The organism is Sessilibacter sp. MAH1 (genome assembly GCF_054658315.1).
Map to the genome: position 1 here is coordinate 18488 of NZ_BAAGIC010000014.1, position 22867 is coordinate 41354.

Consider the following 22867-nt stretch of genomic DNA (forward strand, 5'->3'; position numbering starts at 1 on the left):
CAATTTCATCAAATGATTAACACAGTAGTACATATCGCTACATAAAAATTACAAGATACTCAACTTTCCGATCGGTCTGCCGCTGTATTAGTTATGGTTAGATTATGGAAAAAACAGCATTCGACTGCTAAAAATATAACTGTTTCGAACCAATCTCACATTAACCGGCGACTGACCTACCTTGAATGTAGTTAATTTCGAAAGTTAATTAAGATTAATGCTGTTAATTAGAAACCTAATTGCAATATTGTATAAACCGTCTCGTATCCATTAAAAAATAAAGAGCGCCTTAATGCGAAATTCAAAGCTCAAAATTGCCGCCGCGGCCACCCTAGTCAGTGGTCTTGTATCCGCAGGAAGTTTTTGGTTTTTAGGTTTATGGGGTTTTATCGTTGCTACTCTGGTTGCGCCTGCCTTTGTGGTTTTTTGTTTTCAAAAGAAAATAGAACCCCTAGAAACCGCTCTACAAACGTTAAACGACCAGCTAAATATGGCTCTCGATTTATCGGATATTAGCCATCTCGAATACAGCATCAGCAAAAATGCCAGCGCTAGCAGCCAGCGCGCCATCGGAATTTCCAACAGCTGTAATATCATCGCCATTGCCGCGGCTGAAGTTTCACATGCATCCGATGTATTGAAAGCGCGCATTGACGCGCAGGTGGAACAAACACGAGAAATTAACCGTAATTCTCAAGAAGTTACTCGCATCGTTGAAGATTCAACACAAAGTTTAAATGCGCTCGAAGAGACATCACAATTAACACATTCAGCCTGCCAAACCGGTCGAGAATCCATTCGCAACGCCAATCAGCAAATGACCGATACCGGATCACAGGTTCGCAAAACCGCTGATCTTATTAATCAACTCGAAAACCGCGCCTCCGAGATTTCGAATATCGCCAAAGTTATTAGTGAAATTGCCGATCAGACCAATTTATTAGCACTTAACGCCGCCATTGAAGCCGCCCGCGCCGGTGATATGGGTCGTGGATTTGCCGTGGTGGCCGAAGAAGTTCGCAACCTCGCCAATCGCACCGCAGATTCTACCAATCAAATTCGCGATATGGCCATGGAGATTAACAAAGACACCAAACTTACCAGCGATGCCATGCAGTCGGTCGTAACCAGCGTTGAGGCCGGCGTTGAAACCATTCAAATGGTCGATCGTCAACTGCAAGACATTTTGTCTTACGCAGAAGACGTGGATTCACGCATTGCAGTTACTGGCGAACAATCCCGCGAAAGTCGCGATTATCAAAACAAAATCATCAACTCCATCGCAATACTTTCTCAAGGTTTAGAACACACCGCAACCGATATTGACATGATGGCCAACCAGTCTTTACAACTGGCCGATAAATCAGAAGTGATCTACGAACTGCAAGGCTCTGCGGGTTTTACTGGAGAATGGAAGGATCTTTATAACAACATGTCTGCCGCGGTGTTAAAAATACAAGAAGTATTCGAGCAAGCCATTGATAAAGGCACCATCAGCATGAGCGATCTTTTTGATCGTAAATACGAAAAAATTCCAAATACTAACCCTGAAAAATACACCACTCGATTCGATAAATTTACCGACCAAGTATTACCCGCCATCCAAGAACCTATTTTAGAAAGATTACCTTTCGTAATTTACTGTGGCGCGGTCGATAACAACGGTTACTTCCCTACCCATAACAAAAAATTCTCCAAACCACTGACCGGAGACTACGACACCGACCTTGCCAACAATCGCACCAAACGCATCTTTACCGACCGCACAGGAAAACGGTGCGGCTCAAACACCAAACCTTTCTTGGTACAAACCTACAAACGCGATACCGGTGAAGTAATGCACGACTTTAGTATTCCAATTTACGTAAAAGGTAAACACTGGGGCGGACTAAGGTCAGGGTTTAGGGCCAGTTAATAGTATTTAATTCTCGCTATTCTTATAAACAGAGCTTTTTAAGCTCTGTTTTTTTATGGGTGTTTGAGGTAAAAATTCCACAAGATACAAACGCGGTTTTTTTTAGTGATTGCTTCTGGTAAGCTCCAAACAACTTAAGAACAATCATTAAAGGGCACACAATGTCATTTAGCTACGAAGATTTAACCTATATTCAATCTGCTCTGCACGCTTATTCGAGTGATCTAGAAAAAATTGATGAAGCCGAATGCGATGAAGATTATACCTTTGACGAGGTTTTAACGGATTTAAAACGTGTTAAGCAGTTGCGTATGCGCGTTGACGATTTGGTAGAAAATTTCAGTGAAGTGGCAATTTCTGTAAGCCCGCAAATTAAGTAATATTGATTGGCCTTTGTTGTGGTTAGTTTGTAAAAAATAGTTTTCACTCTGCAAATAAAGGCCTTTTGAAAATACAAACATCGCTTTTAGGCATTCTCCTCACCATATATATCTCATAAAAAAGTAATTACCAAAGACTTTATGTGATCTCAAAAGCTGAAAAATGCTAAAAGATATATATTTTACAAAATCATAATCTTGTTTTACGCCACTCTAACCTACCGCTTATTAACCACAGTGTTCATGTAATTTTATGGGTTTTATCGCATAACACAGTTACCACAAAACTCATAGTTGAGTGAATCAAATTCAATTGCGTACGATTCCGCTGTTTATACCTTAGGAAACGCCAATTAACTGAACCATGGTTTAATCAGCGGGCAGACATAGAAAATGAGATGTCCGACTTATCCGCTATTTCCCACTCTTATAATTCTCTCTGCCAGTAATCTCTTTTAGCTAATTCATGGTCAAACAGTTTGTAAACGGCACCATGCTTACACATCTTTATAAACACTCTGTTTAGAATCCAGCGCTAACAGCTGTCATAACTAGCAATTGATTGATATGTTTTAGTGGTATTAAGCGTCAGTTTTGTGATTTTTTTAACACAATTTTAGGGTGTGCGTTCATAAGCTCGCGATTAAGTAGCAGCACATTAGAAACCGATAGTGATAGACTTTAACGACTACCGTAAACATCGAGAGACGTGATATGTACAAGAAGTTAGCTTTGTCTGCAATTATCGCAATGACCGCCAATGTTGCTCTAGCCGGTGAGTTCACCTTAACCAGTAAAGACATCAAAGAAGGCGAAATGATGTCCAAAGCACAAGAGTTCCAGGGCTTTGGTTGTGAAGGTGGCAATGCTTCACCACAGCTATCTTGGTCTGGCGCGCCTGAAGGCACCAAGAGCTTCGCGTTAACCGTTCATGATCGCGATGCACCTACCGGCAGCGGCTGGTGGCACTGGCAAGTCATTAATATTCCTGCTGATACTACCTCTCTAGCAACCAACGCAGGCGCGGCAGAAAACGGCAAGTTACCAGAAGGTAGCGCGCAAACGCGTAACGATTATGGCTATAAAGGTTTTGGCGGTTTATGCCCACCTCCCGGTCACGGTGTGCACCACTACACCTTTACCATTCACGCGTTAAAAGTTGAGAAACTTGAAATTCCTGAAGACGCCAGTGCCGCATTAGCCGGTTATATGATTAACGGCAATAGCCTTGGCTCTGCTTCTATCGAAGCCTTATACGAGCGTTAATTTTTACGCGCCTCAGATTAACGCACTTTTGAGTTGATCTGAGGCTATAAATTGTAAATAGCTAAATACTTAAGTAACCTCCGATTAAGTTACAACAAACGCCCACCACATAGATAACGCCAAAGAAAGCACAAATATCATAAAGAATAACGCACTTATCATTGAGAATTTAACCGTTGTTATAAACCATCCCTGCTCGTAAACGTTCTTAAATGAAAGATAAATGTAGACAAACATCCAACAAGTTAAAACCAACAATATTTTATCAATCACAAAATTAAATACGGTTATGAGTTGATTAGTTGCGTTTAAATTACTAACTTCGGTAAACAACATATAAAATGTTAGCAAAATAAACACAAAACTCTGAACATAAGCCATAAATATTAAATGCTCTACGTACATCTTTTTTTGTCGAATATAAAAAACCTTTAAAATCAACGCAAAAATCGGCAAGCAGATCAGCATTACCTTTGGTAATAAGCTGAAAAAATACGAGAAAATAGCTTCACCATTCCACTGACTTTGATCTTTAAATTTTTGCTCTAATTGCTCGTCGCTGATTCCGGCTAAAAGTGCCGAGTAGTGCATAATCGTTTGTTCAAAGTTACTCGCCGTAGAAGTTTGATTGGCATCTAAACCATTAGCACTTGAACCACCAGTATTAGAACCACCGGCACTTGAACCATCGCCATTAAAATTAATGCTAAAAGAATTGTCTAATTCTTTTAGTTTTTGCAGTTCGGTTTTGTTTTCTTCCGTTATATATCGAGTGAGATCTTTATCACCGGCACTTATTATTTTTTTAGAACTGGATTGACCTTCTAATAAAGTCGATGTGCTTTCGCCAGGCGTGATCACTTCTTTAGGAATTTCTTCTATCTCAATAAAACCATCTTCACCGTTATTGTAATTAAAAAATAACGTCGCCAACAAAAAGAAAATTAAATTACAAAACAAATACAGCCGAAATGGCGATATGTATTTAACCCTGTGCCCTGCCAGATAGTCCTTAACGATTTTTCCGGGCTTGAGCATTAAAGGAACCAAGGTTTGATTCACCTTGGAGTCGTAACTGAAAATACTGGCGAGAAACGCCATAACAATATCGCCCAAATAGCGAAATCGGTACGCAGAATCTTGCCCACACTTATGACAATAACGCCCTTGCAGTGGCGATTCGCAGTTTTCACAGGTTTGTGTAATAGAATTATCGTTCATCACATTAATAGTGTTTGTTGTATACCGAAAATATTAACGAGTAAATAAGCGGGAAACTCAACTAAAACAAGAATAGTACGATAAATTAAACCGCTGTAAATTAAATATGCTCGCCTGCACACAAATATGCATAACTAAAAAACGTGAATTAAAATTCAAAATAGAGAGAAAATTGAGATTAACCCTGATCCAATCAAAAAAAGCGTTAATCAGAGCCTTCTCAAATCAGAATCATCTAGAACCATAGGCCAGTAGAACCAGCGTCGCCTAGACATAAAATACCTCTTTGAGTGATTTTAACCGAGGTTTCTACGTCCGTTAAATGGGGTAGATCTCTCAGTATTACTTCAAACCGTAAAACTAAGCGCTAGGTAGACCAATTTTCGATGATTTGATTTTTGTTATTCATTGTATAAACCCATTCTCTACCATTTTTACCTTTCGAAAAGAGTTTTAAATCAACCAATCCATTAAGCACAGATGATGCGGTGTTGTAAGAGCAACCTAAGTTCTGCTCAACTTCTCTAATGGAAAACTCTTTACCGGTTCTAGATTTAGCAACTTGAAACACTATTTTCTGCTTGTCATTTAATTGTTTATATAAACCCGATTTAAACAACCATTCGTTGAATCGATCAATTTCAACGGCTGCATTTTTATAGGCATCTTTAAATTTTTTAATCGCTCTAATAATGATGCCACTTTGGTATTCAATAAAATAGGTCAAGTCCATTTGATCTGATTCTGTATAAAGATAACTCTTAGCATATTTCACGGGTGCATTTTTTAACAACGCGCTAATCGCTATGTATCTAAAAGAGGCAAAATCTTTTTTAAACATGTACCAATAAAACAAAGCTCTTGCAACCCTGCCGTTACCGTCTTGAAAAGGGTGTTCGTAACCAATGCCAAAATGAATGGTTATTGCCTTTATCAACGGGTGAATATACGAGCTATCTTCACTTTCTTCGTGATCTTCATTAACCCAGTGAACAAATTCTTCTAATCTATTTTTTAAGGTGTTGTATGGCGGGGGCGTATGCACAATTTCACCATCAGAATTTACAACATGCACATTATCAGATTTTCTAAAATTCCCTGGAGAGTAAACATCGTCATCGATACCCTCGACACCTACTTTATGTATTTCTTGCAGCAGATCTAAACTTAAAGGAGCGTTGCGCTTTTCCCATGCAAAGATCATTAATTTGTAGTTACCAACAATCATTTTTTCATCTTTTGATCTTGGCGATTTATTGCGTTTTAATAATTCTTTTGCAACTCTAGTTGTGGTGGCAGCTCCTTCAAGTTGACTACTACTAATCGATTCATCTTCAATTAGATCATTCAGCAAATATCCTACTTGGTGTTTTTCCCCAATCTTGCTACTGATCCACTCTAACGACGCGCTGGTAGTATTCCTATCAACTTCAGAGATTGCTTTTTGTATAAGTGGTGTCAAAAGATAATGGCACGAATTTTTTGGCTCCCCAAATTCGATGATTTTAGTTTTTTGTCGATTTCTAGCTAACTTAACTAAAGACCAAACCAATTTGTGGTCGAGATCGCCATCAATCCTATGCCTTAACTCGTCATAAGGTAAATAACTCCCCCTTTTATCAATAGGGGTTAAAAATTCTAGATACTGCTCAAGTTTCTCTGGACACTTATTGGCTATCACCGCGAGAGGATTACGCTCTTCAACAGGAGGTTCTTTGATTCTCATATCTCAATTTCCACTATATTTGAGATAAAAATACCACAAAACAAACCTATTGTCTCAATTTCCGCCACTTTTGAGACAAAAAATCGGATATTTTTTGATCAAATGGAAATATGCCGACTTTCGGAAAACCCTCATATCTCACCGGATTCAATCAGAGATTCTGATATTTAAAACCATCGAAAGCTAATGATTAAACCGGTCATTTAATTAAAAAAAGAAACCCCAAAAACAACTCGTTTTTTTAACTTGTGAAGGAAAACCAGATTAGATTACCAGTGGAAACCGCGCTGTATAATTCATAATATTGAGAAGCTAAACAATTACAGAAATAAAACAAGCTAGAGAAGCACAAATGTCGTCGAAATTATCAACCCGGAGCAAAAATTAAAAAAGTGATGATTTATGCTAACTTCGATAACAAAAATAATTATAAGACGAGATAACCAAGTAATAATTTTAGAATGGCTTTTTTAGAATCCTGTCATGCATAACCAAGCTATTATCTACACATCCGTTACAATGTCTGATTTTATGCTGATTGGCAGGCTAGTGCAAAGAATTAACGTTCGCACAATTGCTTATAACAGAGTCCGTACAATAAAGTAAAAGGCGAAAATAAGATGCAATTCGAGTGGGATGAAGACAAACGAGAAAAGACCCTTCGGGAGCGAGGAATTGATTTTATTGATGCTGCCATGATATGGAAAGATCCAATACGTCAAGAAAGGGTCGATCGGCGCCATAATTATGGTGAAACCAGGTATCAAACTGTAGGTAAATCGAAATTAGGTATATTGTTAGTTGTGTATACTGAGCGAGTATACGAAGATGGCAATGAGGTTATACGAATCATTTCTGCTCGAAAGGCAGAAAAAGATGAACGTAGAGCATATGAAACAATGACTTTTCATGCGAGGCACATTCTATGAGTAATATTAAACGGTATTCGTTGGATGAAATTGAAAAAATGGAGAGTAAATCAGATAAAAAGAAATTTATTGAAACCACGGATAAAGAAATTTTAGAACAAATAATTGCAGATCCTGATACTCCAAAATTAACCAAAGAAGAATTAAAAGAATTAAAACTTGCGAAGGAGCGCAAAAAATGACCAACAAAAAGAAAACCAGAGTAACTTTAGCTGAAGTGCAAAATATGAAAGGAAAAACACAGTGGGCGAAGCTAATAGCCGACGATAAAAACATGAACAAAAAGTCAACCTCAAGCAAAAACACATCCACAATCATAAGTCCATGTAGCTGAATCCGTCGTCATTACTTAATTTTGTTAAACAATGAGAATACAGAAACAGCTAATTTTTTCTTGAGAAGAGAAGCCGGTGCAGACAACTGGTGGAAATTGCGTTATATAGTTCATAGCATTGAGAAACTAAGCAACTACAGTAGTAAAACGAGCTAGAGAATTATGAATGTCGTTAAAATCATCAGGCTCAAGCAAAAATTGAAAAACTCATGATTTAGGGTAAATTCGATGATAAAAATAATTATAAAATAAGAAACCTATGTAATAATTTTTAATACCCATCACACTCTTTTTTAATAAATAATGAAAAGGGATATTATGCCTACTAATGATACTGTTGGTGAGTTACTAAAAAGGATGAACTATAAAGGTAAATATGTTCGAGTATTACCTCACCTAGCAGAAGCAATAGCAGGTTGTGTCGCCAATGCAATTTCATACAAGAAAGATGATGGCTTAGTTTTAATAGAAGGCTCACTAAAAGAAATTAAAAAATTTAGTGAAAAAATTGATGTAGATTTTTTAAGCTTGTTAAAAAAATTCTATGAAAATAAAGAAATGGGAGAAAAAATCACTTCCAGCAATGAGAGCGAAGACAAACGCAAGGCAATGGATTGCTATACAAAATGTATAGATATTGCAAAAAAATTGTCTCACTCTAAAAATTTACCCCGATGGCTAACACTTCAAATATTGAGCCACGCCATTTCCTTGAAAGGCTCATTATATTTTTATGACAATCAATTTAACAATGCTCAATCATGTTTCAAATGGGCTAAAGATAAACAGTTAGAAATAGAAAGCGAAGGATTTTTAGAAGAAGGCAGTTTTAATGATAAATTAGCGGAAATTGTGATTTTCCAAATGCCAAATTATGCAGCTTATGCACATAATATTGGGGATATGGATGGTCTTATACAATTTTTGGATAATGATGTAGATTCTGTATTTTTTGATAAGTATAAATCTATGATTAATGGAAAATATATTCATTCAGACAAATATGCCGCTGGACTAATTGAATTTCTAGAGAGGAGAATATCTGAAGGTGAAATTATCTATACTAGAAACGAATATGAAGATCCAGAAATTATAGGTAGATCTCTTAATAGGAAAGAGTTACTTAGCCATTCTGCCACCTTTTATGCAAATAGAGGGTACTGCTCAATGTTAATTGGATCAAATCTGAATAGCGAAGAGCATTTTATTGCAGCAAGAAATGCATTTTGGCAGTCCTTAATAGTTCATAGTAATTGCGAAGCGGATTCTCCAGTTTTGAAGTGTTCTGAAGTTCATCTCAAACGATACTTGTCATGCAGTAAAGAGTTTAACCCTAGATTGCAAAAAAAAATGGGGAGAGTGCTGGAACATTTGATTTATATAAATCAACGACTCTCGGACTCAGTCAAATATAATGAGGCAACTTTAATGAAAAAGAGGTTATTAAATAAAGAAAGTACTTTGGCTAAAGAAAAACAATATGCCCGATTAAGTTCAAACACTGCATTATCTAATATGCAGAAGATAGGACTTCAGCTTAAATAATCTCAGATCCGGTCAATAAATATTAGGCCTAATATTTATCAAAAAATTAACGTTCATCAAATATTTCCTTGAGGGTTTTACATCGTAAGCACGCCTAGATTTCTAAGATGAATTTTTAGCAATGTGATTGCACTGACTTTCCCTAAGCGTGTCGAGCCGTTATTTTCTTAAGAAAATATGCCGAATTTATCTTTTTAGTTTTTTACTAAGACCGCACTCCAAGAATGATAGGACCCTCAAATATAAGTCATCCGTTAACCATTCATAGTTATAGTACTAATTAAATTGAACATCACTATCAACTACATTTATCTTTATACCTGAACAACCAAAAGAATTGACGATTGTTAACTTCAAATTAAATTATAAAAAAATTAATCGAAGAAAAATATTAATCTAACGCATTATCTAAGGTAGCCAATAGATGATTAAGAGAGAGGTTCTCATGCCGCCTGAATTGGTGGAGGAGATAGCAGAAATTGTTGCTAATGAAAATTATGTTGCTCTAAAAACGGCATTTCCGCATAAAGATGTACAGCCACCTATTTTTCTCAGTAATGAAGAAGCTGAAGCGCTTATTGATTTTGCTGTAATCGAAAAAAAGAAAGCGAGACTGAAATACCCATATTATGATGAGGATCATCCTAATTACAGCGATGAGCATGAAGAAAAATTCGATGATGTGCAAATGGGCATATATGAAAAGACGCTATACTATGTTGAATCTGCTTTTAAAAAAGGCAGTTTTGACCATTTGCTATAGAAAACTCTGATTAATCGAGAGTTTCTCGCGACACAAGGATGTGTCGCCAATTTCAAGAAGTGTAAGTGATTGAAACTGTGAAGAAATTGGAAATCACATTTTCAATTTCTTCCCTCTGATTAAATCATGAATGAGTTATTCAGAGGTTCTCTATAGTAGTCATATTCAAAATAAACTCTGTCAAAAAATATTAAAGAAAACCTACTCGCAATTTATTTTTGCATATTTAATAATTTATCAAGTAGGTTTTTTTAGCGGTGTTTTTGGGAGGGAATTTGGTTTAGCTGTTTTGCCGTTCTTGTACGGTTCTAACTACTTCGGGTTCTGGGTCGTTTTTAAGTGGTTCTAATGATTCCAGCGGTGCGCGTTCGGCGGCTGTTAGGCGCACTACCCAGTCTTCGTCTTTTAGTAAGAGTTCTAGTTCGTCGCTTTGTGCGCGGCTGGCCACAACTCGGCGTACTTCGGGTTCGGGATCATAAAGCATCATTCCTAGGCTGGCTTCGGGTATGCGTTTGGCAACGAGTTTGCGTACTTGGCGATCGGGATCGCGAATTAAGCGAAATAATCGCCCTGCCGGTAATCGTTGTGCAACGTAGGCTCGCACTAAATAATCGGGATCATTGGCGAGCAGTTCAAGTTTGTCTAAGGGAATGCGATCGGCGACGGTAATGCGCACTTCGCGGTCGATGTCGTCGATCATGCCTTCGAGTTGATCCGGTGGCAGTCGATAGGCAACGGCGCGGCGTACGGCTTCGTCTGGATCTTTAATCATGTTGATGAGTTCGCTTTGCGGTGAGTAGCGAACGGCAATGGCACGTCTTTCCCAAAATTCGTCACGTAAATAACGACTGGCATATTGCGGATTATTGCGAAAAAAGCGGTCGATCTGACGACCGCTTTGAACCAATACACAAGCATCACCCGGCGTGCATCGTCCCATTAATAAGGTTTTTGTTTGAAACGAACAAAAACGACAATCGGCAATGGGAGTTAAGTCGTCAAACGGTGACTCTTGTGAGTCAGTCATCTTCAATTACCTCGGCCAATACAAACCCAGATGCGTTAGTTGGGTCGGTGGTTAATTTAGAACAATGGTCGGATGAATTCACAAAATAAATATTAAAACCTTCGCATTCTTTGGCGGGCTTAAATGCGTCCATGTCATCATCCATACAATAGGTAAAATGATAACCGTTAAATTGTGAACGTAATTTAGAAACTACGTCTTCCGATAAACCATTGGCTTTCACTAAATCAACAACTGTGCTGATATCTTGCTCGGTAATCATCCGGTTGCCTCCTCTCGAAAACGCACGCGTTCTTCTGGATTTTGTCCCATGGCTTTTGCTAACCAAGGTGGTGGTGATGTGGCGATGGTTTCTTGCAAACGTTTTAACACATCGGGCGCAACACCGCCTTGCGGCAATTTAATGGGATGTAATCCGGCTCTAACAACTTTTGCCGCAGCCGGGCCACCAATCGAGACGGTATATAAAACGTTACAGTCGTTAATTAATGCGGCGCGGGCAACGTTTTTATCTTCGTCATCGCTTACTGATTCTGGTTTGCGGATATCGACGAGTCTGATTTCGTCGGCAGAGAGTTGATACACTAAAAAGCGTGAGCAAGAGCCAAAGTGTCCGTCAATTTTATCGCCAGAATTTGACGCACAAGCCACACGAACGGATTCGGGCATGTCGCCATCATTTAAGGAAATAATTTCGGGAAGAGGTTCAGGTTCGCGTTTTATATTGCGACCCTTAAGAAAGTTGAGTGCTTCTTTAAGATAAGCATCGTCAACGTGTGCGAGAGCTTCGATTTTTTTTAATCGATTTAAACGGAGTTTATTTAATTTTGCACTGGTAATGGGTTCGCCAACCGCTTCTAACACACCGAGAACTAATTCACGAGTTTCAATTTCTTCCGGTAGTGCACGTGCAGCGAGCGCCAATCGCACAGCGACATCTTCGCAAAGCGCGCTCATGATTAACCCCCTGCACGTTTGGCTCTCAAGGTGATTGGTAATTTTGGTTCGGCATCCAGCGGATCAATATAATACGCTGAGCCATCGGCAAGCTCGATGGTACCGCCCCAACCTTCTGAGCCTTCTTTTTCAATAGACACAACCACGTCTTCTTGGTCACGTTTTGCAACGTACAGCGTTAATTGTCCAGACTCGTTACGACGTAACATTACGTTTGGCATAATCTTTCTCCGTTAAATAAAAAGCGGGGTAATTGTGTTACCCCGAAATGACCGAATAACTTTTTTATTTGTGATTTTTATAAAAAATCACAACGTTAAATACACAAAGTTAAACCGTTTAATTTCAACGTGGGCGATTAATGTAATCGCCCGGTCTCACAATTAACGGACAAGATCGTAATTGTAGTCAGTGGTTTGCATTCCGCGTGTTTCGTCGTCAAGACGCTCAAGTACAGAGTTAACCAAGGTGGTTAGAATTTGCATGGCGCCTTCGTAACCTAAAGTGGTTTGACGATGTAAATGATGACGATCGAAAATTGGGAAACCAATACGCACCAATGGTACTTCGAACTCTTCACCTTTGTACAAAGTATCACGTTGGATAAACTTGCCGTAGGAGTTACCAATCATGAAGTTTGGTTTATTGGTGAATACTAGAGAACGCATGTGCCACAAGTCTTTACCGATATGAACTTCGCAAAGCTTATCCATTTTGTATTCGGCCAACATGGCATCCATTGCTTTTTTCCAACGTTTGTTGGCGTTGTTACAAAGAATGTGAGTTGGTTCTGCACCTAATTCTAGTAAGAATTTGGTCATGCCCATGACAAAATCAGGATCACCCCAAAGTCCGTATTTAACACCGTGCATCCAAGTGTGCGAGTCGGTCATCATATCAACCAAACGACCGCGTTCTTTTTCTAGAGACGCAGGAATGGGTTGGCCGGTGACTTTGCTCACTTCCATTAAAAACTCGTCAGTCCAATCTAAACCCATTGGAATGTGAATTTGTGGAGTTGCGTGGTTCCAAGTGTTTTTAACGAATTTCTCGGTTTTAACAAGCTGCCAGCGTTGCAACAAGAAAGTATCTTTTGCGTTAGGCGCGTCTTTGATTTCGTCTTGAGTGGTACCGCCTGCGTACATGCGGAATTCGCCGTCTGCTGGTGTATCCAAAATTTCTTCTGGATCAGACAACATGGTGGCTTCTACACCCATTTCGTTCATCATGCGCTTAATTACGCGGAAGTTACCTAGGTAGGTTTCAAAGCCAGGAACAATGTTGATTTTACCATTGCTACCTACTTCTTTGCCTTCCATGTAGTTAAGCGTGAAGTATCGAGCGATACCTTCAAACATGTTATCCCAACCAGTGGTGTGGCTTCCTACAAAGCTTGGCGTGTGAGCGAAAGGCACTGGATACTCATCAGGAACATGGCCTTCTTTTTTCGAGTTATTAATGAATGCGTTTAAGTCATCACCAATAACTTCCGCCATACAAGTGGTAGAAACCGCAATCATGTCGGGTTTGTAAATCGCTTTACAGTTTTCCAAACCGTCTTTCATGTTTTGCTGACCACCAAATACCGCCGCGTCTTCTGTCATAGAGTCAGAAACACAAGAGATAGGCTCTTTAAAGTGACGGTTAAAGTAAGTACGGAAATAAGCAACACAACCTTGAGAACCGTGCACGTAAGGCATGGTTTTCTCAAAACCCAAAGAACAGAGTACGGCACCTAATGGTTGGCAAGCTTTGGCTGGGTTAACGGTTAATGCTTCACGTTGGAAATTTAACTCTTTGTATTCTTCGGTGGTAGTCCACTCAAATACTTCGTCAATTTTCTCCTGTGAATGCGCTTCTTCGAAAGATTCACGCTTATTTTTAAGTATTTCTTTGTATTCGTCGTTACGGAACAAAGGATAACTTGGTTTGATGTTTTCTACGTCTTGGCTCATCTCGGAACTCCTTCTAGGCCACTAATCTGTGACACTAGCGAAAGGTTGAGTGATCTAGTGCTCCATTAATTGAAGCACTAGCGGCACGTTAATAAAAAATGATGCGATTAATTAAGCGTTGGCAACTGCTGCTGTAGCTACAGAGTCTTCAGTTTTCCAAGGCGCTTTTAATTTGCCCCAGCATGGGTTGTTCAACGTCATATCCATGTCGCGTGCGAAAATCGCAAAGCCATCGAAGCCATGGTAAGGACCGGAATAATCCCAAGAGTGCATTTGACGGAAAGGCACACCCATTTTTTGGAAGATGTACTTTTCTTTAATGCCAGAACCGATAAGATCTGGTTTTACTTTTTTCACAAATTCTTCGAATTCGTAACCAGTAACATCATCGTAAAGCAAAGTGGCATCGCCCATTTCTTTTAACGTACGATCGTAGTCGTCGTTGTGGCCGAATTCATAACCGGTACCAACAACTTCCATACCTAGATCTTCGTATGAACCAATTACGTGACGTGGGCGTAAACCACCTACGTACAACATAACTTTTTTGCCTTCTAAACGTGGACGGTATTTGGCAATAACTGCGTCCCACTCAGGCTTGTATTTAGCAATAACTTCTTCACATTTTGCTTGAATGCTTTCGTCAAAGTGTGAAGCAATTTTACGAAGAGATTCAACGGTTTTGGTTGGGCCGAAGAAGTTGTATTCGATCCAAGGAATACCGTATTTCTCTTCCATGTGACGAGAAATGTAGTTCATTGAACGGTAGCAGTGAACGAGGTTCAATTTAACTTTTGGCGTTAATTCAATTTCAGAAATTGAACCGTCACCAGACCATTGAGCCACAACACGAAGACCCATTTCTTCTAGCAAAATACGAGAAGACCAAGCGTCACCACCAATGTTGTAATCACCGATGATCGCAACGTCGTAATCGGTTTTTTCGAAACTGTCGTCATCATCACGAGCACCAAGCGCCCAATCGCGAACCGCGTCGTTTGCAATGTGGTGACCCAACGATTGAGAAACACCGCGGAAACCTTCACAACGAACAGGCACAACAGTTTTACCCGTTTCTTTGTTTTTGGTTTTTGCTACGGCTTCGATGTCATCACCAATCAAACCAATTGGACATTCTGATTGAATGGTAATGCCTTTATTTAATGGGAAAAGAGTTTCGATTTCGTCGATGGTTTTAGCGAGTTTTTTATCACCACCAAAAACGATGTCTTTTTCTTGGAAATCAGTTGTGAAGTTCATGGTAACAAAGGTATTTACACCGGTAGTACCGATATAATAGTTACGACGACCTGCACGAGAATATTGACCACAACCAACCGGACCATGAGAGATATGAATCATATCTTTAATTGGGCCCCAAACCACACCTTTAGAACCTGCGTATGCACAACCACGAATGGTCATAACACCGGGTAGTGATTTTTTATTGGAAGTAATACATTTTTTTGATTGCTCCAACGATTGGTCGTTTGGAGTTAAATGTTTTGCGCGGTCTTTCTTGGCTTTCTCAGGATAAACTTCAAGCACTTCAGAGATGAGGGCTTCAGTTTCTTCACGTGTCATGACAGTCATTGTCTGTCTCCTCTTATTTTGAGTTGCAGGCAGAAGCCAATCTGCTCCATACCCGACCGAGCCAGATTCGACTATTAATTCGAGTCAATTCAAAAAAGAAAAAATTCGGTTAATAGCGCAACAGAGGCCCTGTTGCCATTAGCAAAACGCTAATGCGAGCCCGAAAAATAAATAACCAAGACTATTTTTCGGGCGACTGTTAAATAGCTTTAAAAGAAACATTGATTAAATAAGAAATCTATTAATCAGAATTTCGTAAAACTATTTAATCATCAATAAATCAATTACTCGCTAGCAGCAGTTTGACCGATGATGCTTTCGTCTTCTTCTTCCATAATGCCGAATTCCATCAACAACTCTTCAAGTTGGTCCATGGTTACAGGCTGAGGAATAACAAGTTTTTTGTTATCAATAACTTTCTGCGCAAGCGCACGATATTCATCCGCTTGTTTAGCAGTTGGATCGTATTCGATAACAGTCATACGGCGGATTTCAGCACGTTGAACAACGTTGTCACGTGGAATGAAGTGAATCATTTGAGTACCAATAGCAGCTGCTAAGGCTTCAATTAATTCATCTTCTTTATCTGTGTTACGGCTGTTACAGATAAGACCCGCTAAACGCACACCGCCTGAGTTAGCGTATTTAACGATACCTTTTGAAATGTTGTTTGCGGCGTACATCGCCATCATTTCGCCAGATACAACGATGTAAATTTCTTGCGCTTTGTTTTCGCGAATTGGCATTGCGAAACCACCACACACAACGTCACCGAGTACGTCGTAGAAAACGAAATCTAGATCGTCGTCGTAAGCACCTTCTTCTTCTAAGAAGTTAATTGCAGTGATTACACCACGGCCTGCACAACCAACGCCTGGCTCTGGACCGCCCGACTCAACACATTTGATGTCGCCGTAACCGGTTTTTAGAACGTCTTCTAATTCTAAATCTTCAACGGTACCTGCTTCCGCAGCCATTTCCATAATGGTGTTTTGAGCTTTAGAATGAAGGATAAGACGGGTAGAGTCGGCTTTAGGGTCACAGCCAACAATCATTACTTTTTTGCCAGCTTCTGCCAAAGCAGCTACTAGGTTTTGAGTAGTGGTCGACTTACCAATACCACCTTTACCGTAAATCGCACATTGACGCATTGCCATGATATTTTCTCCTGTTTGACTAATTCCGCATGGTTACATGCGGTGCTGTACTACAAGCAGTGAATCGCGACGGTGGTATTGCGATGTACATACCAAACTCAGAGGAAATATTTATAACCTTGATTTATAAGGATTTTTTTATCTTACGAATTTTTTATTGTTTGATAAAAACCGACAAAATCACCAATTGGCTGTTGCATGACCAACATAGACTCAATTTTTGTAAGGTTTAAACAAGCCGACAAAGCAAGATAAAAATAACAATAAATATCAAATATTGGTGTTTTACTTTTAACAATCTATGTTCAACACGCAGTTTTTGTTATTAGTTGATCTACAATTTTTAATACTGATCTACCGTTTTTAATATTGGCCTCGTATTAAGAGCAACGACATTCTCTTCCTTCATTTATAGAAAATTACCTTCACGAAATTAATTTTAAAAAATTACGATTTTCGTTTAATAATTTATTCAATAACACTCAGCCTGCATCAAAAATTATCGGGTACTGATATCTACCCAAACCTCTTGTTAGGTTTTCGATGACTTAATTAGAGCGCCTGAAGGCGTAATTGCTCATAGGAAACTCTGATTAACCTAGAGTTTCTCGCGACACAAGGATGTGTCGCCAATTTCAAGAACTGTAAGTGATTGAAATTGTGAAGAAATTGGAAATCACATTTTCAATTTCTGCCCTCTGATTAAATCAAGGATGAGTTAATTAGAGGTTCCCATAATGTTTTACCGCTCCAAGCAGATTTCCCCTACAAAGCTCTTCTCAAAAAAATATTGTTGTAAATGCGACATAAACGGTACAAGTGGATTTTTTAGGTGTTTGTAAGAAAAACGACAATTATTTTTTTACCTAAAAATTTGCGGTTTATCAATCACTTAAGAAAACGACGCGCCGCGATCACGCAGTATTACTCTTGGATTAATTATTGCTGTTCCACTGCAAATGAAAAACAGTGTTATTCGCACTGTGTTATTGGCTTGCAATAACTGTTAAGAGCCTCTGCGTTAATTACAGTTTCTTTTAATTTTAATAAGCCAATTTATACACCCTCGAATTTAGCCTATTACTGGAGAGCACCATGATCGATTCAACACTGGCAAGGGATTTAGTTGCAGGAATAAAAGAAGGCCGAATTGTGCCGTACCTAGGCGCAGGTGTTTTAAGCGATGTAAAAAACCAAGCCGATAACTCCAGTATACCAGCCGACAGCGACAGCTTAATTTTAGCCATGAACGACGGCCAGCCCATGGCACCGCGTTTAATGTATGAATTTCCACGCGCTGCTATGAATTTAGAGCTTAAAAAAGGTCGCAGCTATGTTGAGCGTTTTTTAAATGAGACCTACGGAGCAAAAAAATGGACTCGTGGCCAATTTCACGATTGGTTAAGCGAAATTAAACCCAATTACGTTATCGACATTAACCGAGACACTCAACTGCAAGACAGCTACAACACCACGCCTCATTTATTGATTATTGGTTGTGCCCGTCTTGGCGGTACCGATTATCGCTTTAAACTTTATCAATACGACGGCAGCAGTTACCAAGAAATTGAGCAAGAAAAGGCCGACACATCGTTACCGATTCTATTTAAACCCATGGGTACACCGGTACCAAAACCAAGCTATATCGCCGCCGATGCCGACTATGTAGATTACATTACCGAGCTTATGGGTGGTTTTGCGATTCCTTCGTTTTTAAAAACCTATCGCCAAGAAAAACAATATCTATTTGTTGGCGTTAGATTAACTCGCGATACCGAGCGCATGGTTTTAAGCGATATGATTTACGCCTCAGGAACGCCAAGTGGTTGGGCAATTATTCCAGAACCCACCGATAAAGAACGCCGCTTTTGTAAAAACAAAAAAATTGAATTAATTGAAGGCGACTGGAAAGCATTAATTCGCGCGGCATCGCCGGATTTTGAACTCAAATCTGCCTAATTATTAATTACAACAATGATTTTACAGGTTTCTGTAACCTGTAATTTCAAATGTGTTTAACAACGAAATTACCGCAGTTTCTTTATCTTGTGACGAGGTAAATTAGCAATGTACGTCTGTGTGTGTAAGGGTGTTAGTGAAAGCCACGTAAAACAAGCGGCTAAAGAAGGTATTTGCACTATGTCAAAACTGCGCTGTAAAACCGGCCTAGGATCACAATGCGGAATTTGTCGAAAATCGGCTCGGCAGCTTTTACATCAAATTTCCGGCACAAAACCCCAAGCGCCTTGCCAACTTTGATTGTTTGTCGGTAGACTTGTAACACTAAAAAATCGTCACATTATGTTGTAACTTATTGCTACGGAATTATTGCTTTATGAAAGGTGATCCTTTAATTATTAAACATTTAAACAAAGTATTATTTAATGAGTTAATTGCTATCAATCAGTATTTCCTACATTCTAGAATGCTTAATGATTGGGGTCTTACCAAATTAGGTAAAAAAGAATACCGCGAATCTATTGAAGAAATGGAACACGCCGATAAATTAATTGAGCGTATTTTGTTCTTAGAAGGTATTCCAAATCTACAAGACTTGGGTCGTTTACGTATTGGCGAAAACACCAGAGAAATTTTGGAGTGCGACCTAGCCCTAGAAAACGATGCAATTCCTGATCTACGCGTAGCCATTGCCGAAGCTGAAAAACAAGGCGATTATATTTCTCGCGAAATTTTTGAAGCCATTTTAGAAGACGAAGAATCACACGTTGATTGGTTAGAAACCCAATTAGGTTTAATTGACTCGGTAGGCATCGAAAATTACCTGCAATCGCAAATGGAACCCGCCAGCGACAGTTAATCGGCTATTGGGTAATCGGTATTGGAGCTTTTGTTAATATTGACCAAAGGCTCCATTAATACCAGAGAGAATGGATTTTGGTATAGAAACCTCTAAGAACTCCTGATTAACTCAGCCATGATTTAATCAGAGATTAAAAATTGACAGTGCAATTTCTAATCTCTCCACAATTTCAATAATTTCAATCGCTTACCGTTCTTAAAATTGGTGACGCATCTTTGTGTTACTGGAAATTCTAGGTTAATCGGAGTTTCCCCCAATGAATTCCGCGATTACTCGCACTCATCAACATCATTATGCCCGCAAAACACCGATTCACTTCCAACCACAACGGCCTCTAGTCGAAACCTCTTGCATTAGTTAGACGATATCAATATATTTATGTAAGTACTTACGTAAATATATGAGGTATATCATGTCATTCTTCGCCATAGCAGGCCAAATGGCTCTAGGCAGCCGCTTACGACACCTAGCAGAGGTGGTGACCACCGATGCACAGAAGATCTACGATTTGTACGGAGTGGAGATTGACGCGCGTTGGTTTCCAATACTGTTTATGTTGCTCCAAAAAGACAGCGCCAGCATCAGTGAACTCGCCGAAGATATTGGCCAAACCCATGCTTCGGTAAGCCAAATTGTTAAAGATATGACCAAACATGGCCTGATTAAAACCGGGAAATCAAAGCAAGATGCACGGGTAACCGTGGCCTCGCTTACGGCAAAAGCACGAAAAATGTCTGATAATCTTAACGCTCAATGTGACGATATTAATACAGCACTGGACGACATTTTTAAAAATATTAATTGCAATTTATGGAACGACTTAAATGCTTTCGGTTACGAATTAAATCGTGAGAGTTTGTTTGAGCGTGTAAAAAAAATTCATAAATGGAGTAAAACTTCGAGCATTTCTATTGTGGACTTTACAGAAGATCATCAACAGGCCTACAAAATGTTAAACGAAGCGTGGATCAATAAATATTTCACGCTCGAAGATGCCGATATAAAAGCCTTAGAAAACCCTTTCGAATATATTATTAATCGAGGTGGCTACATTGCTATTGCTCTGTTTAATAACAAACCCGTTGGTACCTGTGCGTTATTAAAAATGGATGATTCTTCTTTTGAGCTTGCAAAAATGACAGTGGCAGATGCGTACCGCGGTTATGGAATTGGTTTTATGTTAGGGAATTTTGTCATCGAGAAAGCAAAAGCTCTGAATGCCAAACGACTGTATTTGGAGAGTAATTCCGCGTTAACACCCGCTTTGGAGCTGTACCGTAAACTGGGTTTTAAACGGGTCAGCGGCTACAGCTCACCCTATCAACGCTGTGATGTACAAATGGAACTCTTTTTAGACGAAATTTAACCGGTAAAAATGCCGTGATTGTAGATAATCATCGTCATCTTACATCTTGATTTTTATCTTTATTAATAGCGGAGTGACCGTTTAAAGATATAAATTAGTCGCTGATGAACGATAAAACCACGGTCACAGTGATATAATTTTCTTATTCTGGATGATTAAAATAGAGAAAGAAGAGATTAACAATAAATCCGTACTACGAATTTATTGTTAATGCTACAAAAGAATTAATCCAGATTTAATTGACAAAAACGGGCTTAATATCGATATCTACTGCACGTTTTCGTTATCAGTAAACATTCCATCAAATAATGCAGTACTTAGGTAACGTTCACCTGAGTCAGGTAAAATGACCACAATCATTTTGTCTTTATATTCTGGTTTACCCGCAATTCTCAGCGCCGCAGACATAGCAGCACCGCATGAAATACCCGCAAGAATACCTTCTTTTTGCATCAGTAAACGTGCGGTAGCAATGGCTTCATCGTTAGAGACTTTTTCTACAGCATCAACCACACTTAAATCTAAATTCTGCGGTACAAAACCTGCGCCAATACCTTGAATTTTATGCGGTGACGGTGTTGGGTCTTCGCCATTGAGCGTTTGAGAAATTACTGGTGAATCAGTCGGTTCAACGGCAATAGAGGTAATGGCTTTACCTTGCTGATTTTTAATGTAACGAGAAACACCTGTGATAGTACCGCCAGTTCCAACGCCGGCAACAAATACGTCGATTTGACCTTCAGTATCGGTCCAAATTTCGGGGCCTGTGGTTTTTTCGTGAATGGCAGGATTTGCTGGGTTTTCAAATTGCTGCAACATCAAATGCGTATCGGGATTACTCGCCACTAGTTCTTTGGCTTTTTCGATAGCACCTTTCATACCTTTTGGTGGCTCGGTCAGAACAATTTCTGCACCCAAAGCTTTCATCAACTTGCGACGCTCAATCGACATGCTCGCAGGCATGGTTAGAATAAGCTTATAACCTTTACTGGCCGCAACAAATGCCAGCGCGATTCCGGTATTACCGCTGGTAGGCTCAACAAGGGTCATGCCGGGTTTTAATACACCGCTCTCTTCTGCGGCCCAAATCATGTTCGCGCCAATGCGACACTTTACCGACCCGGCGGGGTTTCGGGATTCAATTTTTGCGTAAACATTACCGGCAGGCCAAAGATTTTTTACACGTACCATTGGTGTATTACCAATGCTTTGTGAATTGTTATCAAACATACAAATTCCCCCTTATTCGGTCGGCTGACTTACGACGAGTAATTCATCTCAGCCGAGTTCGGTTGTTAGTTTTATGAAGCTAGAGCCTAGAGTATACCGAGCAGATTAAGTTGCATAGTTGATAATATGCGTAATTGTGCATCATATACTGCAATAAATGCGCGTAATTGTGGATAAGTTACAAACAGTTAAAATCAAGTAATACAGTGCCCTTTATGACTAAGATTAGCAAATATCGGCTTAGTCTTTGCAGAAACCAACATTAGTATCAATGAATAGAATGAATTGGGTCGGCAATACAAGCGACTCAAATTAAATGTCAAAAATCTAGGGCAGCATATGCATTCGAATTCGACACAAGAGAGCGCCACAGAGTCGTCCGGTACGGCTGATATAATAGGTTTTAGTTATATCAACCGAATTGATCGGAATTTAAAAGTAGTTTCGAGCCTGCACTTATCGGAATCTATTGAGGATGCTATTGAACTAAAAACCGCGATTTTTTATGAAAACGAATATTTAGCAACCTTAAGTTTTTTGCTGCATGGGCATTCACCGGAAGAAGCCCGAGAGATTGCCAAGAACATTCGCCACAATGATTACATTTTATTCAAAATCGAGGATTTTATCGCCGGTGGTGATGTTGTTGAATAACAGCTAAAAACTGATCACTAAAAATTTT

22 protein-coding genes are annotated in these 22867 nt (G+C 39.3%); 12 read left to right on the top strand and 10 right to left on the bottom strand.

Going from position 1 to position 22867, the window contains the following annotated elements:
* Positions 1-292 precede the first annotated feature (292 nt).
* From ACYQ28_RS13915 to ACYQ28_RS13925, 3 genes are all read left to right on the top strand, one after another.
* The gene (locus ACYQ28_RS13915; protein WP_460051161.1) at positions 293-1915 is read left to right on the top strand and encodes a methyl-accepting chemotaxis protein; all 1623 of its coding nucleotides are present in this window, start codon (positions 293-295) and stop codon (positions 1913-1915) included.
* A gap of 161 nt (positions 1916-2076) precedes the next feature.
* Positions 2077-2295 carry a hypothetical protein gene (locus ACYQ28_RS13920; RefSeq protein WP_460051159.1) on the top strand — a complete coding sequence of 73 codons (219 nt, stop codon included), beginning with the start codon at positions 2077-2079 and terminating at the stop codon, positions 2293-2295.
* 714 nt (positions 2296-3009) lie between these two features.
* Positions 3010-3561 (top strand): YbhB/YbcL family Raf kinase inhibitor-like protein, encoded by a 552-nt coding sequence (locus ACYQ28_RS13925; protein WP_460051158.1) that lies wholly within the window; start codon positions 3010-3012, stop codon positions 3559-3561.
* A gap of 84 nt (positions 3562-3645) precedes the next feature.
* Here ACYQ28_RS13925 and ACYQ28_RS13930 read toward each other — a convergent pair whose 3' ends face one another.
* On the bottom strand, positions 3646-4782 hold the full coding sequence (locus tag ACYQ28_RS13930; RefSeq protein WP_460051157.1) for a DUF3667 domain-containing protein: 1137 nt from the start codon (positions 4780-4782) through the stop codon (positions 3646-3648).
* 367 nt (positions 4783-5149) lie between these two features.
* The gene (locus tag ACYQ28_RS13935; protein ID WP_460051156.1) at positions 5150-6508 is read right to left on the bottom strand and encodes a Fic family protein; all 1359 of its coding nucleotides are present in this window, start codon (positions 6506-6508) and stop codon (positions 5150-5152) included.
* A 620-nt stretch (positions 6509-7128) separates the two neighbouring features.
* On the opposite strand from ACYQ28_RS13935, the gene ACYQ28_RS13940 reads away from it, so the two are divergent.
* The 4 genes from ACYQ28_RS13940 (at position 7129) to ACYQ28_RS13955 (ending at position 10079) form a co-directional block, all read left to right on the top strand.
* Complete coding sequence (locus ACYQ28_RS13940; protein WP_460051154.1) at positions 7129-7437, top strand: BrnT family toxin; 309 nt, start codon at positions 7129-7131, stop codon at positions 7435-7437.
* Complete coding sequence (locus tag ACYQ28_RS13945; protein ID WP_460051152.1) at positions 7434-7619, top strand: hypothetical protein; 186 nt, start codon at positions 7434-7436, stop codon at positions 7617-7619. The genes ACYQ28_RS13940 and ACYQ28_RS13945 overlap by 4 nt, the downstream gene beginning before the upstream one ends.
* 470 nt (positions 7620-8089) lie before the next feature.
* Positions 8090-9316, top strand: a complete 1227-nt coding sequence (locus ACYQ28_RS13950; protein WP_460051150.1) for a hypothetical protein — start codon at positions 8090-8092, stop codon at positions 9314-9316.
* 445 nt (positions 9317-9761) lie between these two features.
* Positions 9762-10079: a hypothetical protein gene (locus ACYQ28_RS13955; protein ID WP_460051148.1), complete on the top strand. Its 318-nt coding sequence runs from the start codon at positions 9762-9764 to the stop codon at positions 10077-10079.
* Positions 10080-10359: 280 nt separating this feature from the next.
* Here the strand turns inward: ACYQ28_RS13955 and ACYQ28_RS13960 are convergent, their stop codons facing one another.
* The 7 genes from ACYQ28_RS13960 to nifH form a co-directional block, all read right to left on the bottom strand.
* On the bottom strand, positions 10360-11106 hold the full coding sequence (locus tag ACYQ28_RS13960; RefSeq protein WP_460051146.1) for a 4Fe4S-binding leucine-rich repeat protein: 747 nt from the start codon (positions 11104-11106) through the stop codon (positions 10360-10362).
* Positions 11099-11368 (bottom strand): DUF6129 family protein, encoded by a 270-nt coding sequence (locus tag ACYQ28_RS13965; RefSeq protein WP_460051144.1) that lies wholly within the window; start codon positions 11366-11368, stop codon positions 11099-11101. Before ACYQ28_RS13965 ends, ACYQ28_RS13960 begins: the two co-directional genes overlap by 8 nt.
* A complete protein-coding gene (locus tag ACYQ28_RS13970) occupies positions 11365-12063 on the bottom strand; it encodes a NifB/NifX family molybdenum-iron cluster-binding protein (RefSeq protein WP_460051142.1) in 699 nt (232 codons plus the stop codon). The genes ACYQ28_RS13965 and ACYQ28_RS13970 overlap by 4 nt, the downstream gene beginning before the upstream one ends.
* A 2-nt stretch (positions 12064-12065) precedes the next feature.
* Positions 12066-12284: a putative nitrogen fixation protein NifT gene (nifT, locus tag ACYQ28_RS13975; RefSeq protein WP_460051140.1), complete on the bottom strand. Its 219-nt coding sequence runs from the start codon at positions 12282-12284 to the stop codon at positions 12066-12068.
* Between the two features lie 162 nt (positions 12285-12446).
* Complete coding sequence (nifK, locus tag ACYQ28_RS13980) at positions 12447-14018, bottom strand: nitrogenase molybdenum-iron protein subunit beta (RefSeq protein WP_460051139.1); 1572 nt, start codon at positions 14016-14018, stop codon at positions 12447-12449.
* A 111-nt stretch (positions 14019-14129) separates the two neighbouring features.
* Positions 14130-15611, bottom strand: a complete 1482-nt coding sequence (gene nifD / locus ACYQ28_RS13985) for a nitrogenase molybdenum-iron protein alpha chain (RefSeq protein WP_460051137.1) — start codon at positions 15609-15611, stop codon at positions 14130-14132.
* Positions 15612-15895: 284 nt separating this feature from the next.
* Entirely contained in the window at positions 15896-16768 is an 873-nt protein-coding gene (gene nifH, locus ACYQ28_RS13990) for a nitrogenase iron protein (protein WP_460051135.1), read from the bottom strand.
* 1095 nt (positions 16769-17863) lie between these two features.
* On the opposite strand from nifH, the gene ACYQ28_RS13995 reads away from it, so the two are divergent.
* The 4 genes from ACYQ28_RS13995 (at position 17864) to ACYQ28_RS14010 (ending at position 20955) form a co-directional block, all read left to right on the top strand.
* Entirely contained in the window at positions 17864-18727 is an 864-nt protein-coding gene (locus ACYQ28_RS13995) for an SIR2 family protein (RefSeq protein WP_460051133.1), read from the top strand.
* Between the two features lie 108 nt (positions 18728-18835).
* The gene (locus ACYQ28_RS14000) at positions 18836-19027 is read left to right on the top strand and encodes a (2Fe-2S)-binding protein (RefSeq protein ID WP_460051131.1); all 192 of its coding nucleotides are present in this window, start codon (positions 18836-18838) and stop codon (positions 19025-19027) included.
* A 76-nt stretch (positions 19028-19103) separates the two neighbouring features.
* Positions 19104-19586: a bacterioferritin gene (gene bfr, locus ACYQ28_RS14005; protein ID WP_460051129.1), complete on the top strand. Its 483-nt coding sequence runs from the start codon at positions 19104-19106 to the stop codon at positions 19584-19586.
* Between the two features lie 415 nt (positions 19587-20001).
* Positions 20002-20955: a bifunctional helix-turn-helix transcriptional regulator/GNAT family N-acetyltransferase gene (locus ACYQ28_RS14010; RefSeq protein WP_460051127.1), complete on the top strand. Its 954-nt coding sequence runs from the start codon at positions 20002-20004 to the stop codon at positions 20953-20955.
* Positions 20956-21222: 267 nt separating this feature from the next.
* Here the strand turns inward: ACYQ28_RS14010 and cysK are convergent, their stop codons facing one another.
* Positions 21223-22185 carry a cysteine synthase A gene (gene cysK, locus ACYQ28_RS14015; RefSeq protein WP_460051125.1) on the bottom strand — a complete coding sequence of 321 codons (963 nt, stop codon included), beginning with the start codon at positions 22183-22185 and terminating at the stop codon, positions 21223-21225.
* 339 nt (positions 22186-22524) lie between these two features.
* On the opposite strand from cysK, the gene ACYQ28_RS14020 reads away from it, so the two are divergent.
* Positions 22525-22839 carry a hypothetical protein gene (locus ACYQ28_RS14020; RefSeq protein WP_460051123.1) on the top strand — a complete coding sequence of 105 codons (315 nt, stop codon included), beginning with the start codon at positions 22525-22527 and terminating at the stop codon, positions 22837-22839.
* Positions 22840-22867: the final 28 nt, after the last annotated feature.

Excerpts from the sequence above, each read along its gene's own strand:
- ACYQ28_RS14000 (WP_460051131.1), top strand. The coding sequence starts at position 18,836 with ATGTACGTCTGTGTGTGTAAGGGTGTTAGTGAAAGCCACGTAAAACAA.
- ACYQ28_RS13940 (WP_460051154.1), top strand. The coding sequence starts at position 7,129 with ATGCAATTCGAGTGGGATGAAGACAAACGAGAAAAGACCCTTCGGGAG.
- bfr (WP_460051129.1), top strand. The coding sequence starts at position 19,104 with ATGAAAGGTGATCCTTTAATTATTAAACATTTAAACAAAGTATTATTT.
- cysK (WP_460051125.1), bottom strand. The coding sequence starts at position 22,185 with ATGTTTGATAACAATTCACAAAGCATTGGTAATACACCAATGGTACGT.
- ACYQ28_RS13935 (WP_460051156.1), bottom strand. The coding sequence starts at position 6,508 with ATGAGAATCAAAGAACCTCCTGTTGAAGAGCGTAATCCTCTCGCGGTG.
- ACYQ28_RS14010 (WP_460051127.1), top strand. The coding sequence starts at position 20,002 with ATGTCATTCTTCGCCATAGCAGGCCAAATGGCTCTAGGCAGCCGCTTA.
- nifK (WP_460051139.1), bottom strand. The coding sequence starts at position 14,018 with ATGAGCCAAGACGTAGAAAACATCAAACCAAGTTATCCTTTGTTCCGT.
- ACYQ28_RS13930 (WP_460051157.1), bottom strand. The coding sequence starts at position 4,782 with ATGAACGATAATTCTATTACACAAACCTGTGAAAACTGCGAATCGCCA.
- nifT (WP_460051140.1), bottom strand. The coding sequence starts at position 12,284 with ATGCCAAACGTAATGTTACGTCGTAACGAGTCTGGACAATTAACGCTG.
- nifD (WP_460051137.1), bottom strand. The coding sequence starts at position 15,611 with ATGACTGTCATGACACGTGAAGAAACTGAAGCCCTCATCTCTGAAGTG.
- ACYQ28_RS13995 (WP_460051133.1), top strand. The coding sequence starts at position 17,864 with ATGATCGATTCAACACTGGCAAGGGATTTAGTTGCAGGAATAAAAGAA.
- ACYQ28_RS13920 (WP_460051159.1), top strand. The coding sequence starts at position 2,077 with ATGTCATTTAGCTACGAAGATTTAACCTATATTCAATCTGCTCTGCAC.
- ACYQ28_RS13965 (WP_460051144.1), bottom strand. The coding sequence starts at position 11,368 with ATGATTACCGAGCAAGATATCAGCACAGTTGTTGATTTAGTGAAAGCC.
- ACYQ28_RS13925 (WP_460051158.1), top strand. The coding sequence starts at position 3,010 with ATGTACAAGAAGTTAGCTTTGTCTGCAATTATCGCAATGACCGCCAAT.
- ACYQ28_RS13960 (WP_460051146.1), bottom strand. The coding sequence starts at position 11,106 with ATGACTGACTCACAAGAGTCACCGTTTGACGACTTAACTCCCATTGCC.
- nifH (WP_460051135.1), bottom strand. The coding sequence starts at position 16,768 with ATGGCAATGCGTCAATGTGCGATTTACGGTAAAGGTGGTATTGGTAAG.
- ACYQ28_RS13955 (WP_460051148.1), top strand. The coding sequence starts at position 9,762 with ATGCCGCCTGAATTGGTGGAGGAGATAGCAGAAATTGTTGCTAATGAA.
- ACYQ28_RS14020 (WP_460051123.1), top strand. The coding sequence starts at position 22,525 with ATGCATTCGAATTCGACACAAGAGAGCGCCACAGAGTCGTCCGGTACG.
- ACYQ28_RS13915 (WP_460051161.1), top strand. The coding sequence starts at position 293 with ATGCGAAATTCAAAGCTCAAAATTGCCGCCGCGGCCACCCTAGTCAGT.
- ACYQ28_RS13950 (WP_460051150.1), top strand. The coding sequence starts at position 8,090 with ATGCCTACTAATGATACTGTTGGTGAGTTACTAAAAAGGATGAACTAT.
- ACYQ28_RS13945 (WP_460051152.1), top strand. The coding sequence starts at position 7,434 with ATGAGTAATATTAAACGGTATTCGTTGGATGAAATTGAAAAAATGGAG.
- ACYQ28_RS13970 (WP_460051142.1), bottom strand. The coding sequence starts at position 12,063 with ATGAGCGCGCTTTGCGAAGATGTCGCTGTGCGATTGGCGCTCGCTGCA.